We start from the raw sequence: 15,873 nt of genomic DNA on the forward strand, positions 1-15,873 counted from the left end.
CCCCCCCCCCCCCCCCCCCCCCCCCCCCCCCCCCCCCCCCCCCCCCCCCCCCCCCCCCCCCCCCCCCCCCCCCCCCCCCCCCCCCCCCCCCCCCCCCCCCCCCCCCCCCCCCCCCTTTTCAAGCAGACGACGGCATACGAGATGGTAACGCAGGTCTCGTGGGCTCGGAGATGTGTATAAGAGACAGCCCTTATATTGGGCATAATTGACCAATGCAAAATCGGCATTCTTTAAGTTGATTGATAAAACCAGCTTGCGTAAAAGCTCTGTACCCTGTGGGCTACTTACAGGATTTTGCAGATCGTTTACCAGAATAAGAATACCTTTTTCGTTTTTGCCCAAATGCTTGAAGCTTATCTGTTGTATAGTTGGATCGCTAGGCTCTTCTGTTTTAGGTAAGAAGATGATAGGTTCTTTATATGCAGGTGTATCTATTCCTGTTTTATTTGTGGTTGCCTGCAAATCATTTTTCGGTTCCGATAGGGCCTCTCTCTTTTCAATATCTTGGGCCTTCGCCTCGTCTACTAAATAAACGTCGTCATTGAAAAATAATCGTAGGGCTTCCGCGTTAGTTATAAGTTGGGGGCTATTCATTTTTATTGAAAAAATTTCTGTTAAAATTAGTTAAATATCTTATTATAGTACCGTAAATTATTACTTTTATCCATTAATTAAATAAAGCATCTTTTGTGAAAAAAGTCTGTTTAGTTTTTATTTTAACCATTCTTGTCAATTATTTATTTGCCCAAAGCGTAGCCACTATTAATGGTTTGCCGGTTAACAGTAAAGAGTTTCTTTGGGTTTACAAGAAAAACCATGCAGAAGAAGCCAAAACAAACTATAAGGATTTAGCAGCTTATTTAAATTTGTACATCAACTTTAAGTTGAAGGTAGCGGAGGCTAGGGCATTGGGTATGCATCTAGATAGTGCCTATCAAAATGAAATTGCCGGATATGAAGATGCCCTGAAGGCTCAGAACAAGCTGTCTTCAAAAGCATCGGAGTATTTATATATTATGAATGAATATAGAGAAGGGGTGTTGATGTTCAATATTTCGGAACAGAAAATTTGGAATAAAGTACAGGAAAGTGAGAACGAGGTGAAGGGATTTTACGATAAAAATGCTTCTAAATATGAACATAAGAACTTTGAGGAAATACGTGGTCAGGTAATGAGCGATTATCAGCAAGAGTTGGAAAATAATTGGATTAAGGATTTAAGAACAAAATATACCATAAAAATTAACGATGCGGAATTAAGGAAATTAGCTAAGCAATAAAAAACACATTAGCATAATAATTTTAACTTTGCAGATTATACAATTGAACTTATCATAAGAATGAAGAAAATTTTATCAATAGCAGGTGCCTTGATGTGCTTGTTTTTGAATGTGAATGCACAAAAAGCAAACCTCGATAAAGTTGTAGCCGTAGTAGGAAGTAATATTATACTGTTATCAGAGCTCAATCAGCAATATGCCATTTACCTCAATCAGGGAAATCCAGTAGATGAAAGGGCAAAATGCTACTTTTTGCAACAAATGTTGGTGCAAAAATTATTAAAGCAACAAGCTGAAATCGACTCTATTGTGGTAGAAGAGAGCCAGGTAGATGATGAGTTGGATAAGCGTATGCGTTACCAGGTACAGCGTATGGGCGGACAAGAGCGTTTGGAGCAATTTCTGCAAAAATCGGTGTTGCAGTATAAGGATGAGATGCGTCCAGATGTGAAGGAGGGTTTGATTGCCCAAAAAATGCAGGCTAAGATTACCGAAAATACCACAGTAACCCCATTGGAGGTTAAAAAGTACTTTGAAGGTTACCCTAAAGATAGTTTGCCAGATATTGGTGCAGAGGTGGAAGTTGGAGAGATTGTCATGCATCCAAAACTGACCAAGGCTGAAAAACAAAAATATTATGATAAACTAGATGCCATCCGCTTACGGATCAAAAGTGGAGAGGATTTTGGTTTCTTGGCCAAAACCTATTCGGAAGACCCAGGCTCGGCCTCTGAAGGTGGAGATTATGGCTTTATTGATAGGAGTACGATGGTGAAAGAATTTACAGCATGGGCCTTTAAGCTTAAAGCCGGAGAAATGTCACCTGTATTCGAAACGGAATATGGCTATCATATTGTACAGGTAATTGAACGTAGAGGTGAACAGGCACATGTTAGGCACATTCTAATTAGGCCTCAGAATACTCCTCAAAGCTTGGAACGTGTAAAATTAAAGGCAGATAGTATTTATGAAGATATTATCAGCAAGAAATTACCATTTGCTACAGCGGCTTCATTGTATTCTGATAATAAAGAAACACAGTATAATGGAGGGATGATGCTTTATGCAGACAACCAAACCTCAAGAACCACTTTTGTTCCTGTAGAAAAACTTGATCCTGCAGTTTTTATAGTGATAGATACCATGAAAGTGGGTAGCATCTCTAAGCCGGTAAAGTTTCAAAGTCAGCAAGATGGCAAGGAAGGTTATAAAATCTTTTTCCTGAAATCTAAAATACCGCCACATAAAGGTAGTTTGGAACAAGACTATCCGAAATTTAAGGAACAGGCCCAAAGAGAAAAAGAATCCAAAGTAATGAGCCAATGGTTTGAAAAACGTAAAGAAACTACCTATATTAGGGTTGATGATGAGTTCGAAACTTGCGACGAGTTAAAACTTTGGATAAAAAAGGATAGTAGTAAATAGCCAATGCAATTTAAAAATGAGGTAGAAGCCGTTGATGCCCTGCATCAATCATTTAAGAATATACAGTCCGAAATAGGTAAGATAGTTATAGGACAGGACGATATTATAAAATCAGTGCTCATTGCTATATTTAGCAATGGGCATTGTTTATTGGTGGGGGTACCTGGGTTAGCAAAGACTTTGCTGGTACAGACCGTAGCCAATGTGCTCGATTTGGATTTTAATCGCATTCAGTTTACACCAGATCTGATGCCGAGCGATATCATTGGTGCTGAAATTTTGGGCGAAGACCGTCACTTCAAATTTATTAAAGGGCCTATATTTTCGAATATCATCTTGGCCGACGAGATTAACCGTACGCCACCTAAAACGCAGGCCGCCCTGTTGGAGGCTATGCAAGAGAAAGCGGTAACGGCAGCTGGTTTTACCCATACACTTCCGCAACCATTTTTTGTACTGGCTACCCAAAATCCCATTGAACAGGAAGGTACATATCCATTGCCAGAAGCACAGCTAGACCGTTTTATGTTCAATATTCAGCTCGATTATCCAACATTTGCCGATGAACTGACCATTGTTAAGAATACCACCAGCAATAAGGAAACCAAGTTAGAGAAGATTATCAGTGCCAACGAAATCCAATATTTTCAAAAACTGATCAGAAATATACCTGTGACGGATAATGTGTTAGAGTATGCGGTGAAATTGGTTGCTAAAACGCGTCCGAACAGCGAATTCTCCCCTGCCAGCATCAACAACTATATTTCATGGGGAGCAGGACCAAGGGCCTCTCAGTTTTTGGTTTTGGGGGCCAAATGCCATGCGGCCATTTCTGGTAAATATGCGCCTGATATCGAAGATGTACAAGCTATAGCTGAAGCTATTCTACGCCATCGTATTGTTCGTAACTATCGGGCCGAGGCAGAAGGACTGACAGTAGAAAAAATTATTAGGGACTTGTTCTAGCCTTTAATCTTCCCGCGGTCAGAAAGGTGCCCTAATTGTCATTTATAGCTACATCTTGAATACTTGTCTATTGCTGATAATATACTAAATTTGGTAGATAAGCCGTATGGCTTTTTATGAGCGTTAGATGAACTTGTGCTTCATTATTTAAAGTCTTCTTCTATCATTTCTTTGTTAAGCATAGTACCGGTTAAAGAACCACTATATACCGCATTAGCAACCGAACGCATGGGACTACAGTTATCACCACAGGCCCAAATACCTGCAATACTTGTTTTTTGGAATTCGTTTACCTTGATCAAACCTTGCTCGGTAATTTCACATCCCAAGGTAGCAGCGATACTGCAATGTTGTGAAAACTTCGGCTTGGCATATATTGCCTTGATTATTTCCTTATGTCCATCCTCAAATAAAATATGGTCAATTTGCCCATTGTAGTGTGCAAATTCCTTGATTGGCTTCTCGTTAATCTGTATACCATGTTTGTTCATAAAGGCCTTTTGTTCCTTATCGAAACTTGCTGTTCCGTTGGTGTAAATGCAAAGGTCTGTGGTCCAGTGGTGGATTATTTTTGCGAATTCAAAAATAAAATCGCCATTGCCAAGTAAGCCAGTTTTTTCATTTCTAACTTCATAGCCATGACAGTAAGGGCAATGAATAACAGAGATGCCCCAACATTCGGCAAAGCCGGGTATTTCTGGCATCAAATCTTTAAGACCAGTGGCAAAAATTATCTTTTTACCCCAAAAAGTAGATCCACTATCAGTAGTAATCTCAAAATCCTCCCTGGTTTTCCTTCCCTCAACAGCCAAGCCTTTATGCCATTTTACTGTACGATAATTTAAAACCTGGCTTCTGGCAAGTTTACTAATTGCAGCTGGTGTATTACCATCTTGGGTAATAAAATTGTGTGAATGTGGTGTTTGTCTATTGCAGGGTTTACCACTATCTATAATCAATACGCGCCTTAGGGAGCGGCCTAGTGCCATAGCTGCAGATAATCCAGCGTAACTGCCACCAATAATAATGGTGTCAAAATGTTGATGAGCTTTCATGGTATAATCATTATAAGGTGTAAAAAGAACAAATAATAGTGTTAAAATAGACTTTCATCTTGTCCTATTGTAAAGCATTAGATGTTAATTGGAAAGGGATCTTTAAATTGAAAAGGTTGTTCGAAAAAATGCAATTCATCATCTTGTAACAAGCAATTTTCTAAGTCTGAAATGATTTGTGTCTGATCAAGGTCTTGGCCAATAAAAACCAGTTCATTCCTCCTGTCTCCCCATTGTTGGCTCCATTTGCTTTCAATATACGCTTGGTTATGGATAAAAGAGGGATGTTGTTGACGTTCAACATAGGGTATGCTACACCACCAAGTACCGGCGTTTTCCAGTTTAGATGAGCCGCCCGCCTGAGAAAAATTCAAAGCTTGGTCAGGCCTAGAAGCAATCCAGAACAGACCTTTAGCCCTAATAATGCCATTTGGATATTCTTCGTGAAGATAGGTCCAAAAGCGTTGGGGATGAAATGGCTTTTGGTTCCGAAATACAAAAGAAGAGATACCGTATGCCGCTGTTTCTGGGGTATGCAATTCTGCTTCTAGCTCCTTCTGCCAGCCTGCCGCATTTTGTGCTTTCTCAAAATCAAATAATTTGGTATGAAGAATGGTATAGAGATCTACTTGTCCATAGGTTGTTTCGATGATATGGGCAGTTGGATTGAGTTTTTGGATCGCTGCCCTTAATAGACCTATGGTAGAGGTATGGACCAGATCTGTTTTATTCAGTATGATGACATTGGCAAATTCTATCTGGTCGGTCAATAGGTTAACAATGGTTCTATCATCGCCAACCATATTGGTTAATTTCCTGTCCTTTAATCGCTCTTGGGTACTAAAATCTTGAGAGAAGTTGAAACAATCTACTACGGTAACCATGGTGTCGATGTAGCTGAACTGTGAAAGATCTATTCCATTTTTATCGTCTATATAAGAGAAGGTTTGTGCTATGGGCATAGGTTCGCTAATGCCGGTGCTCTCAATTAACAGATAGTCAAAACTTCTTGTTTTGGCTAGTTTCTCTACTTCCAACATAAGGTCTTCTCTTAGTGTACAGCAAATGCAACCATTGCTCATTTCTATGAGCTTTTCTTCTGTACGGGATAAGGTATGTTGATTTTCTATATACCTGGCATCAATATTCACTTCGCTCATGTCATTAACAATGACAGCCACTTTTAATCCTTGCCTATTGTGTAAGATATGATTGAGCAGGGTAGTCTTACCACTGCCCAAAAATCCACTGAGTACAGTAACGGGAAGCTTTTGCATAGGTTATGGTTTACAGATAATGGTTTTAACTGATGGTGTATACAATGGCCTTTTACTGAGTGCATGTTTATGATCTTTATGGTGTTCATGACCGCAACCTGTACTTAATGTGCTGCATAAGATAATGGATAATAGGGCCAGTGTCTTATTCTTGGTGAATTTGTTAAATGATGTAGCTAAAGCGGGGGCTAGCATTGTGGTTACCGTTCGATCTATATTTTGTATATTTGCCATCAGTTTTCTTTTATTAATGCAACAATATTGCAAATATAGTTGTGTTTTTTAAAATGCAACACTATTGCGTTAATTTTTTTGTAAAAAAGATGAAAATCACAAGAAATACAATTGCCAAAACTGAAATTCGGAATTTGATCAATAGCTCAAAAGTAGCGCTATCACATGCAGAGATACAACAGGCTTTGAATAATATTTGCGATAGGGTAACTATTTATCGGGTATTGGACAGGTTGGTAGAAGAGGGTTTGGTACACAAGATCGTTAATGTAGATGGAGTGATCAAGTATGCGGAATGCCATGAGTGTGCTGGAGAGCATCATCATCATAATCATATCCATTTCAGTTGCCAAAAATGTAAGTCGGTAACGTGTTTAGAAGATGTAGAGCCTTTCTTCAACTTGCCGAAGCAATATAAGGTAATGGAAATGAACTTTACACTGTCTGGGCTATGTCCGCAATGTTCTTAAGTTTTATCCCATTGGCGTGCAAATTTCTATTAAGAAACCATCAAGGTCTCTAAGGTAAGCTACGGTTTGCCCCCAAGGTTTCTGCTTTGGTTTTTCAACCAGTACAGCACCTGCTTTTAATGCTTGTGCTATAGTATTGTCTACCTCATCGGTTGTAAAACCAAGTTCTATGGCAAAAGGCTTTTCATTCAATCGACTTTCTATGAAACCAGTTGGCAGGTTTGTAGCGGCCAATTTTTTTGAGGCGAGAGATAACGTAGTCTCTCCGCTGATGAGCTCGGCATAATCCTGTTGGGGACTTATAAACTTACGTTGGAAACCAAATGCTTTTTCATAGAAGGTTAAGGCCTGATCCACATCGGACACATAAAGGATTGTATAAGCAAATTTTACCATGACTTTGTTTTTGCGTTAAAGTTAATAAATATGGCCTAATGATTGTTTTATGAAGTATGTAAATCTGTAACCGCACTTTTTTAGGGCTGCTACAGATTCAAAAGGAAACATTATTTACTAGATGCATCTAGTAGCGCCAAATCTTCATGGTCTAGCTTTAATTTTGGTGCGGCAAATAGGGTAGCTAGTTGGGCTTTGCTAGTAGCACTTACTATAGGTGCGCCTACCAATGGTTGGGCCAATAACCAAGCTAAGGCTACAGTGGCTGGTACACTATTGTGCTTATGGGCTACTATATCTAATGTCTTTAAAACATTCAGGCCCTTTTCGTTCAGATATTTTGCAGCGTCCTGTCCTCTTATACTTTTGGAAAGATCTTCCTCAGAACGGTACTTGCCACTTAAAAAACCAGCTGCTAACGACCAATATGGGAAAACAGTCAAATGATGTGCGCTGGCTATGGGAGCATATTCCGTTTCGAACAATTCACGTTCTAGCAAATTATAATGTGGTTGTAGGGCCTGGTATTTGGGTAGGCCCATTTTTTCAGATAAATTCAAAGATTCTGTTAATCTGGAAGGAGATAGATTGGATGCTGCTATATAGCGTACCTTGCCTTCTTTAATGAGCTTATCATATGCTGTAAGTGTTTCTTCTACAGGTACTGTTTCATCATCAATATGAGCATAATAAAGGTCAATATGGTCAGTTTGTAGTCTTTTTAATGATTCTTCTGCTGCTTGTGCTATATATTTTGCGCTCAGGCCTTTTCGCTTGCCATCTCCAAAATCCCAGCCTACCTTGGTGGCTAAAATAATATCGCTTCTGTTGCCGCTTACCTTCATCCAGTTGCCAATAATAGTCTCAGATTCACCGCCAATATTTCCTGGTTTCCATACGGAATAAGTATCTGCAGTATCTATGAAATTGTAGCCTTCGGCAGTAAAGGCATTCAGTATATCAAATGATTGTGTTTCATCTAATGTCCAACCGAAAACATTTCCCCCCAAATTTAGCGGGCCCACTTGTAAATCGCTAGTTCCTATGTTTATTTTTTTCATGCGTATTTGTCTATTACTTTAGTCCAACATTTGTTTTGGTGACTTGTTTGCCAAGATGAATAATCCTGACATATAAATGGCACCATTTGGTTTGGGTATCCCTGATCATTCCATGTTCAGAGATAGGTCCAGCTATTGGTAAACATACAAAAAGAAGGCACTATAGAGTTATTCGGCACCATAGGTGAGGGGCCTGCCGAGCTAAAATGATTTGAATTGATTGGCCATTATATCGCCTGTTTGGCAGATCGATCTTTTAAGAATGACAATTAGGGTATGATGTCTGGTTGGTATTCTCTTTTCTAAGAAAAAAGGCTTGAGCAATTGCCCAAGCCCTTTATTTAATTTGATGCATTGGCCTTATCTTATGAGTCAGGCATCAAATTTATGAGTTAAGCTAAAGTTCCTTCTTCTAAGTAGCTTTCTAGCGGTGGACACGCACAAATCAATGAACGGTCTCCGTGACTATCGTTTACCCTGCCTACAGAAGGCCAAAATTTATAGTGGGCTACATAAGGCAATGGGAAAGCAGCAGTTTGGCGGCTATAGCCGTGTGTCCAATCGTTGGCAGTTACCACGGCAGCGGTATGTGGCGCATTTTTTAGCGGATTATCAGTTTTATCTAAGCTGCCATTTTCTACCCCGGCAATTTCTGTTCTGATGGCAATCAGCGCATCACAAAAACGATCGAGTTCATGTTTAGGTTCACTTTCTGTTGGCTCTACCATTAAAGTACCTGCTACGGGGAACGATACGGTAGGCGCATGGAAACCATAGTCCATTAAGCGTTTGGCAATATCTACTACTTCTATACCAAAGTTTTTGAAGCTGCGGCAATCTAGAATCATTTCATGTGCACAACGGCCTTGAGCCCCTGCATATAGCACAGGATAATGCTGCTCTAGACGCACCTTCATATAATTGGCATTTAAAATGGCATATTTTGTAGCACTCGTTAGGCCTTCGCTACCCATCATGGCAATATAGGCATGCGAGATAAGCAAAATGCTGGCTGAACCCCATGGTGCCGAAGATACAGCGTGAATAGATTTCTCTTTTTGTATATTCACTACAGCATGTCCGGGCAAGTATTTAACCAAGTGTGCGGCTACGCCAATAGGGCCCATGCCTGGACCACCACCTCCGTGTGGAATGCAGAAAGTTTTATGAAGGTTAAGGTGACAAACATCTGCACCGATATTGGCGGGGCTGGTTAAGCCTACTTGTGCATTCATGTTGGCGCCATCCATGTAAACCTGTCCGCCATTTTGATGGATAATGTTACAGATATCAATAATGCTTTCTTCGAAAACGCCGTGGGTTGAAGGGTAGGTAACCATTAAGCACGATAGGTTAGCTGCATGTTCTTCAGCTTTTGCCTTTAGGTCGTCGACATCGATATTTCCATTTTCTAAAGATTTGACCACAACGATTTTCATACCCGCCATAGCAGCCGATGCGGGGTTGGTACCATGTGCCGATGCCGGAATTAGAGCAATATTACGATGGTAATCGCCACGATCTTGGTGGTAAGCCCTAATAACCATTAAGCCTGCATATTCGCCTTGTGCACCTGCATTTGGTTGGAAGCTCATGGCTGCAAATCCTGTAATTTCGCTTAACCATTTATCTAGCTCATCAAATACAGTATAATAACCTAATACTTGGTCTGCAGGTGCAAATGGATGTATTTTTCCAAATTCAGGCCAGGTTACTGGTATCATCTCGGTAGTTGCATTAAGTTTCATGGTACATGAACCTAGGGCAATCATGGAGTGGCATAGAGAAAGATCTTTAGTTTCTAAAGATTTGATATAGCGCAGCATCTCATGCTCTGAGTGGTGCGAGTTGAATACCGGATGGGTTAAATATTCGCTGCTACGTTGTAGGGCAGCAGGAATGGCGCTGTTTACATTTTCTACAACGGTTACGCTATCGTTGGCAATGGCCTTTACTTTAGAGAAAATACGGACTAGCAAACTTACATCTTCAAAGTTTGTGGTTTCGTCTAAAGAGATATTAGCTACTTGGCCTTGATAATTGAGGTTGATGTTATTGTCCAGACAATCTTTATGGATGGCTCCTTTTAAATCGCCCAGTTCGACCTGTATGGTATCAAAATAAGCCTTGTTGTTTACTTTATAACCAATTTGTTTTAACGATTCTGTTAAGCTTACCGTTAGACCATGAATACGTTCGGCAATCAGTTTTAAACCTTTAGGGCCATGATAGGCGGCATAGAAACCCGCCATAATGGCTAGTAATGCCTGTGCAGTACAGATGTTGGAAGTAGCTTTGTCTCTACGGATGTGTTGCTCACGGGTTTGCAGGGCCATACGTAGGGCATAATTGTTGTTGCTATCAATGGTTACCCCAATGATACGGCCAGGAATTGAACGTTTGTACTCGTCCTTGGTCGCAAAGTAAGCAGCATGTGGGCCGCCAAATCCCATTGGGATACCGAAACGCTGCGTAGTACCTACCACTACATCAGCTCCCCACTCACCTGGAGGGGTTAATAAAGTTAAACTTAATAAATCGGCAATAACGGTCAGCTTGATGTTTTGCTCATGAAGACCAGCGGCAAAATTGCTATAGTCATACACCTCACCATTACCAGCAGGGTATTGTACAATAGCCCCGAAATAGGTTTCGTCGGATTTAAACTCTTGATGATTGCCAATAACCAATTCGATGCCGAATGGGTTGGCCCTTGTTTTAAGGATATCAATGGTCTGCGCAAAAATAGCATCAGAAACAAAGTATTTATTGCCTTGCCCATTTTTTCGCAGGCTGTATTGCATAAACATGGCTTCTGCTGCAGCAGTACCTTCATCTAACAGGGAAGCATTTGCAATTTCCATTCCGGTTAAGTCAATGACCATGGTTTGGAAGTTTAGCAAGGCCTGTAAACGACCCTGTGCAATTTCGGCCTGATAAGGTGTATATTGTGTATACCATCCTGGGTTTTCGAAAACATTACGCAGAATGACACCTGGAGTAATGTTATCGTAATAGCCCTGTCCAATAAAAGATTTGAAAACTTTATTTAATGAAGCCGTTTGCCTGAGGTCGGTTAAATAATCGACCTCAGATTTTGCCTTTGGTAGGTTTAAAGGTTGTTTTAACCGAATGGCAGCAGGTACGGTTTGCTCAATTAACTCATCGATGGAATTAACACCAATGGTTTGTAACATGGCCGCTGTATCTGTTGCATTAGGTGCAATGTGGCGGTCTTTAAAGTTTTCTTGGTAGTGGATGTTTAAGCTCATTGAATGATAGCAGTTTTAATGCCGCAAAGGTAAGGATTTTGTAGGGATATTTATCATAACAAAATACGTACAAAACGTCATTTCGCGGTAGAAAAAAGCTATTGAAAATCTATGGTTTTTGTAGCTTATTGGGTGAGGCTCCTATAGAACTTTAATATTTTATGATGGCTGAAAAAGGTTTGTTTTTATCCTATTTTTACCGCTTTACTTATTCACTTTCCATCCAGTCTCTTTATCGAATTTTAGCCTGTAAGTTTTCGTAATGAAGTCGCTATTTTCCTTGGCGTCATTTTGAAAAGGGGCGAAAGGGGTGTTTATTTTTTTTAGAGAGACCGTTACCTTTGCATTATTGTCATTCACCCTTGAAAAATCTACTGGTTGTTCATTGGTAAGCTCATAGGTAACTGCTTTCACTGTGGCTTTATCTTGGTCTTGTTTCAGCACAAAATCACTGGCCTTTTGCGTAAGTTTTACGGCATAAACAAAACTGCTGTCTTTCGAAAGGAATTTCTTTTTGGCCGTTAAAAGAGTCAGGGTCACATAACCCTCACTTGCCAATTTTTTATAATTTTCGAGCTCGGCGTATTCTTTCTCATTGTTAAACTTTAATTCTCCAAAGTTAAATCTGGCCGTCTTATACTCGGGTGTTCCTTTAAGGTAATTGGTAATTACCTTGCCGGCCTCCTCAGTGTTGATGGTGGCTACGTTTTTACAGGCCCCAAAAGAAAGCATGGCAATACTGGCAATGTATAAAAGTTTTTTCATGAGGTTTTTCTTTTAAAGTTATTCGCCTTTTTTAAATTTTCCAAATTTGGTAAAATCATTGCGCCTAAAATAACCGCGATGCCCAACCAACGGATAGTGCTAACTTCCTCGTGCAAAACTAATGCCGACATACTCACTGCTATAGGTAATTCTACAGAACTTAAAATAGAGCTAAGGGTTAAACCGGCTTTTGGTATACCGCTGGCAAAACATAGTGGCGGAATAACTGTTCCGAATACGGCTAAAATAATGCCCCATTTTAGTAAACTGCCCGTTAGTGCCCCATTGATTAAAAAGTAGGGCGGAAGTAAGACAAATATAATGATACAGGCACCAGTAATCATTAAAGCGCTTTTTTTCAATACAGGATATTCGATTCCGAGTTTACCGTTTAGCATAAGGAATGAAGCATAAAAAGCTGCTGAAATTAGCCCATAGATAATGCCAGTGAGGTTGAAACTGGTAGATATGCTTTCGTAATAACCACTTGCTGCAATGGTGCCAATAAGAATGAGTAAAATAGCCAAGATCTGATTTCTACTTGGTTTTTTCTTGTAGATGAGCAGCTCTAACAATACACTGATCCATACAAATTGCATTAAAAGTATAATAGCCACAGATGCAGGAACTAGTTTTACACATTGATAATAGCATAAACTTACCATTCCTGAAAAAGTTCCTGCACCCACTAATTTTAACCAATGGGTTTTTAAGATGATCTTTTCCTGTTTTTTAGGCTTTGTGTGTGTTTGGATAAAATAGGCCGTCCATAAAAAGACGACACCAAAAAAAGCTTGGGTTCCGGTTACATCAGACAAGTTATAACCTTCGGCGTAGGCCAGTTTAACAAAAGTGGAAAGGATACCAAAGCTACAAGCGCCAAAAAGTACCAATAAAATGCCCTTGAAAGTCAAAAGTCAAAAATTAAAAGTCAAAAAAAATGTATGATTTTTACCAAAAACGTAAAACTTATTACTTAAGGCTGCGATAGTTGTGCTAAATAACGTTTTATGGTTTCTTGCAGGCCTAAATAGAGCGCATCGCTAATTAAAGCATGGCCAATAGAGACTTCCAATAAGCCAGGGATGGTTTGAGCGAAATATTTAAGGTTGTCCAAATCCAAATCGTGACCTGCGTTGATGCCTAAACCTAATTCATTTGCTTTTATCGCCGCAGCTAAATAAGGAGCTATTGCTTTCTCCCTATTTTGGAGATAGTGTTTTGCATAATCTTCGGTATAGAGTTCTATTCGATCGGTTCCTGTAGCCAAAGCGCCTTCTACCATTTCTATTACGGGATCTACGAAAATAGAAACCCTAATACCGGCGTTTTTGAAAATGCCAACCATTTCTTTCAGGTAATCTTGATGCTTGATCGTATCCCAACCGTGGTTAGACGTAATCTGTCCTTCGGCGTCGGGGACTAAAGTAACTTGTGCAGGTTGATTAGCCAAAACGAGGTCAACAAATTTTTGTTCCTTACAATTGCCTTCAATATTAAACTCGGTAGCAATTACGGCTTTGAGGTCAAAAGTGTCCTGGTAACGTATGTGCCTTTCATCTGGACGTGGGTGTACAGTGATCCCCTGTGCCCCAAATTGCTCACAATCTAAGGCTACTTTAACCAAATTCGGATTATTTCCACCTCTGCTATTACGCAAAGTTGCAATCTTGTTAATGTTAACCGATAATTTTGTCATGGGGCAAAGTTAATTTTAATGTTCCACACATTATAATTTCTCTTAAAAATGAGCTAACTTACTTCGTTTTTAACCGACAAACTCTCATGTTAACGTATTTATTATCAGTTGCTTTTGTGCTATTTGCTATGGCGGATGGCTCTTTTGTGCAAAATAGGCAAGAATTGGTAGGCATTGATACCAATGTGGTGAAAAAACTGAACGATTCTGCGCATCATTATGCTTATATAAATACCGACAGTTGTTTGCTCTTGGCCAACAAGGCGCTTAAATATGCCGCTCAGATAGGTGACAAGCTTGGTGAGGCGAATGCCATGTTGAATTTAACGAGGGCCTATTATATTAAAGGCAAGTATGATAAAGCCCTGATGTATGGTACAAAAGTCTATGAGATCAGTAAGAAGATAGGTTATGAATATGGTATTGCTTTTTCCCTCAATAATGCGGGACTGATCTATCTTAGTCAGGAAAACTATAAGGCAGCGCTGATAGAATTTAATAAGTCTATAGTGGCAAATAAACGGGACCGAAATTTTAAGGCCCTGGCAGGAAATTATTTTAATGTGGCACTTTGTCATATAGGCGAGCATGATTTGAAGCAGGCTACATTAGCGTTAAATGAAAGTATTTTACTGTGTAGGAAAAGCGATAACCAAAGGGTATTGATCATGGCCACCAATAGACTTGGTGATGTGGCCTTTAAAAAGGGAGAAGTAATGACTTCGATAGCGCTCTTTAATACTGCCGTAAAATTGAATACCATAAAAGATGAATGGGAATATACTTTTTCCTATACGGGAATGGCCACTTCTTTATATGAACTTAAACGCTATGAAGAGGCTATAGCCAATGCAAGTCGTGCCTTAAATGATGCTCAAAAGCTTCAGGCTTATTGGGATATGCAGCGGGCATCAAATATATTGCATAAGTCGTATGCGGCCATTAATGATTATAAGAAAGCCTATAAGTATTTGGATCTGGATAAAAAATACAGCGATAGCCTATACAATGAAAAGAAGGAAAGGGAGGTTAATATATTGCACTTGAAAAGAAAACAGGTAGAAAACGAAGACCTGCAACATCAAATTCAAATTAAACAACAAAAGAATAAGGTGGGCCAGCTGGTGATCATTATGGTGAGTGCCATATCTCTATTTTTAATTGTATTAATTAGTATAGTATTTAGGAACAACCTGAAGATAAAGAGCCTTAACAAACAGCTCGTCCAGAATAATAATGACATTGCCATCCAAAATGAGCAGATATTAGAAAAGAATACGCAGTTGGCCTCACTTAATTATTCAAAAGATCAGCTCTTTTCGGTTATTGGCCATGATTTGAGAAGTCCAATAGTATCTATTGTGCAGGCTGTTAACCTGTTAAGGTCTAGAGATCTTTCTACAGATGAAGCAAGGTATATTTTGGATAGTTTCTTTGAAAAATTAACGGCCACGGCTACTATGCTCGATAATCTTTTATTGTGGGCCAACAACCAAATGGAGGAAGTGAGCGTAGACCGGACTCATTTTTTATTGCCAGAGTTGACCAATCAACTGCTGTTGGTCCTGAATTTCCAGGCTAACGAAAAACAGGTGGAAATTAAACATGAAGTACGTGGAGATGCCTTTGTAGCTGCCGATGTCAATCATGCCAGGGTCATATTGCAGAACCTGATCAGTAACGCCATTAAGTTTACGCCTTCTGGGGGCTATATATACATTCATTACTTTATTAAGCCAGATAAAGTTGGTATCGTCATTAGAGACACCGGTGTTGGCATTAAAAAAGATAAAATTAGGCTTTTGTTTAATGTAACGGGACAAGAGATCTCTACCTACGGCACGGCCGATGAAAAGGGAATAGGTATTGGTCTAATGTTAGTGAAAAAATATGCGGATCAGAATAATGCACAGGTTATTGTCAACTCGGATGAAACGGGTACCGAGTTCGTGGTCTGTTTTGATATCGCGTAG

14 protein-coding genes and 1 pseudogene are annotated in these 15,873 nt (G+C 39.8%); 5 read left to right on the forward strand and 10 right to left on the reverse strand.

Annotation, left to right across the window (positions count from 1 at the left end):
- A pseudogene (locus tag JHD79_RS14835) lies at positions 1-594 on the reverse strand (hypothetical protein); the annotation flags it as partial.
- Between the two features lie 95 nt (positions 595-689).
- On the opposite strand from JHD79_RS14835, the gene JHD79_RS14840 reads away from it, so the two are divergent.
- From JHD79_RS14840 to JHD79_RS14850, 3 genes are read left to right on the forward strand one after another with little or no spacing between them, the layout of a single operon-like run.
- The gene (locus JHD79_RS14840; RefSeq protein ID WP_199120083.1) at positions 690-1,280 is read left to right on the forward strand and encodes a hypothetical protein; all 591 of its coding nucleotides are present in this window, start codon (positions 690-692) and stop codon (positions 1,278-1,280) included.
- Positions 1,281-1,340: 60 nt separating this feature from the next.
- Positions 1,341-2,705: a peptidylprolyl isomerase gene (locus tag JHD79_RS14845; RefSeq protein ID WP_199120084.1), complete on the forward strand. Its 1,365-nt coding sequence runs from the start codon at positions 1,341-1,343 to the stop codon at positions 2,703-2,705.
- A gap of 3 nt (positions 2,706-2,708) precedes the next feature.
- Entirely contained in the window at positions 2,709-3,671 is a 963-nt protein-coding gene (locus JHD79_RS14850) for a MoxR family ATPase (protein WP_199120085.1), read from the forward strand.
- Between the two features lie 143 nt (positions 3,672-3,814).
- Here JHD79_RS14850 and JHD79_RS14855 read toward each other — a convergent pair whose 3' ends face one another.
- The 3 genes from JHD79_RS14855 to JHD79_RS14865 all read right to left on the reverse strand — a co-directional run bounded on the left by JHD79_RS14855 (position 3,815) and on the right by JHD79_RS14865 (position 6,237).
- Complete coding sequence (locus tag JHD79_RS14855; protein ID WP_199120086.1) at positions 3,815-4,726, reverse strand: NAD(P)/FAD-dependent oxidoreductase; 912 nt, start codon at positions 4,724-4,726, stop codon at positions 3,815-3,817.
- Positions 4,727-4,803: 77 nt separating this feature from the next.
- A complete protein-coding gene (locus JHD79_RS14860; RefSeq protein WP_199120087.1) occupies positions 4,804-6,003 on the reverse strand; it encodes a GTP-binding protein in 1,200 nt (399 codons plus the stop codon).
- Between the two features lie 3 nt (positions 6,004-6,006).
- Positions 6,007-6,237 carry a hypothetical protein gene (locus JHD79_RS14865; protein WP_199120088.1) on the reverse strand — a complete coding sequence of 77 codons (231 nt, stop codon included), beginning with the start codon at positions 6,235-6,237 and terminating at the stop codon, positions 6,007-6,009.
- Between the two features lie 89 nt (positions 6,238-6,326).
- On the opposite strand from JHD79_RS14865, the gene JHD79_RS14870 reads away from it, so the two are divergent.
- Positions 6,327-6,707 carry a Fur family transcriptional regulator gene (locus JHD79_RS14870; protein ID WP_199120089.1) on the forward strand — a complete coding sequence of 127 codons (381 nt, stop codon included), beginning with the start codon at positions 6,327-6,329 and terminating at the stop codon, positions 6,705-6,707.
- A gap of 3 nt (positions 6,708-6,710) precedes the next feature.
- Here JHD79_RS14870 and JHD79_RS14875 read toward each other — a convergent pair whose 3' ends face one another.
- The 6 genes from JHD79_RS14875 to JHD79_RS14900 form a co-directional block, all read right to left on the reverse strand.
- A complete protein-coding gene (locus tag JHD79_RS14875) occupies positions 6,711-7,103 on the reverse strand; it encodes a VOC family protein (RefSeq protein WP_199120090.1) in 393 nt (130 codons plus the stop codon).
- A 110-nt stretch (positions 7,104-7,213) separates the two neighbouring features.
- Positions 7,214-8,164, reverse strand: coding sequence for an aldo/keto reductase (locus JHD79_RS14880; RefSeq protein ID WP_199120091.1), 951 nt, complete (start codon positions 8,162-8,164; stop codon positions 7,214-7,216).
- A gap of 392 nt (positions 8,165-8,556) precedes the next feature.
- Positions 8,557-11,436: an aminomethyl-transferring glycine dehydrogenase gene (gcvP, locus tag JHD79_RS14885; protein ID WP_199120092.1), complete on the reverse strand. Its 2,880-nt coding sequence runs from the start codon at positions 11,434-11,436 to the stop codon at positions 8,557-8,559.
- Between the two features lie 204 nt (positions 11,437-11,640).
- Positions 11,641-12,201, reverse strand: a complete 561-nt coding sequence (locus tag JHD79_RS14890; RefSeq protein ID WP_199120093.1) for a hypothetical protein — start codon at positions 12,199-12,201, stop codon at positions 11,641-11,643.
- Positions 12,198-13,115, reverse strand: a complete 918-nt coding sequence (locus JHD79_RS14895; protein WP_199120094.1) for a DMT family transporter — start codon at positions 13,113-13,115, stop codon at positions 12,198-12,200. Before JHD79_RS14895 ends, JHD79_RS14890 begins: the two co-directional genes overlap by 4 nt.
- 62 nt (positions 13,116-13,177) lie before the next feature.
- Positions 13,178-13,900 carry a pyridoxine 5'-phosphate synthase gene (locus JHD79_RS14900; protein WP_199120095.1) on the reverse strand — a complete coding sequence of 241 codons (723 nt, stop codon included), beginning with the start codon at positions 13,898-13,900 and terminating at the stop codon, positions 13,178-13,180.
- An 86-nt stretch (positions 13,901-13,986) separates the two neighbouring features.
- Between JHD79_RS14900 and JHD79_RS14905 the strand changes: the two genes are divergently transcribed.
- Positions 13,987-15,873, forward strand: coding sequence for a tetratricopeptide repeat-containing sensor histidine kinase (locus JHD79_RS14905; RefSeq protein ID WP_199120096.1), 1,887 nt, complete (start codon positions 13,987-13,989; stop codon positions 15,871-15,873).

Origin of the sequence: Pedobacter sp. ASV28, assembly GCF_016428855.1 — a bacterium.
GTDB lineage: Bacteria > Bacteroidota > Bacteroidia > Sphingobacteriales > Sphingobacteriaceae > Pedobacter.

What these genes read in the sequence shown, in the direction of transcription:
- JHD79_RS14850 (WP_199120085.1), top strand. Translation starts at nt 2,709, where the DNA reads ATGCAATTTAAAAATGAGGTAGAAGCCGTTGATGCCCTGCATCAATCA.
- JHD79_RS14860 (WP_199120087.1), bottom strand. Translation starts at nt 6,003, where the DNA reads ATGCAAAAGCTTCCCGTTACTGTACTCAGTGGATTTTTGGGCAGTGGT.
- JHD79_RS14900 (WP_199120095.1), bottom strand. Translation starts at nt 13,900, where the DNA reads ATGACAAAATTATCGGTTAACATTAACAAGATTGCAACTTTGCGTAAT.
- JHD79_RS14865 (WP_199120088.1), bottom strand. Translation starts at nt 6,237, where the DNA reads ATGGCAAATATACAAAATATAGATCGAACGGTAACCACAATGCTAGCC.
- JHD79_RS14875 (WP_199120090.1), bottom strand. Translation starts at nt 7,103, where the DNA reads ATGGTAAAATTTGCTTATACAATCCTTTATGTGTCCGATGTGGATCAG.
- JHD79_RS14905 (WP_199120096.1), top strand. Translation starts at nt 13,987, where the DNA reads ATGTTAACGTATTTATTATCAGTTGCTTTTGTGCTATTTGCTATGGCG.
- JHD79_RS14880 (WP_199120091.1), bottom strand. Translation starts at nt 8,164, where the DNA reads ATGAAAAAAATAAACATAGGAACTAGCGATTTACAAGTGGGCCCGCTA.
- JHD79_RS14870 (WP_199120089.1), top strand. Translation starts at nt 6,327, where the DNA reads ATGAAAATCACAAGAAATACAATTGCCAAAACTGAAATTCGGAATTTG.
- JHD79_RS14890 (WP_199120093.1), bottom strand. Translation starts at nt 12,201, where the DNA reads ATGAAAAAACTTTTATACATTGCCAGTATTGCCATGCTTTCTTTTGGG.
- gcvP (WP_199120092.1), bottom strand. Translation starts at nt 11,436, where the DNA reads ATGAGCTTAAACATCCACTACCAAGAAAACTTTAAAGACCGCCACATT.
- JHD79_RS14855 (WP_199120086.1), bottom strand. Translation starts at nt 4,726, where the DNA reads ATGAAAGCTCATCAACATTTTGACACCATTATTATTGGTGGCAGTTAC.
- JHD79_RS14845 (WP_199120084.1), top strand. Translation starts at nt 1,341, where the DNA reads ATGAAGAAAATTTTATCAATAGCAGGTGCCTTGATGTGCTTGTTTTTG.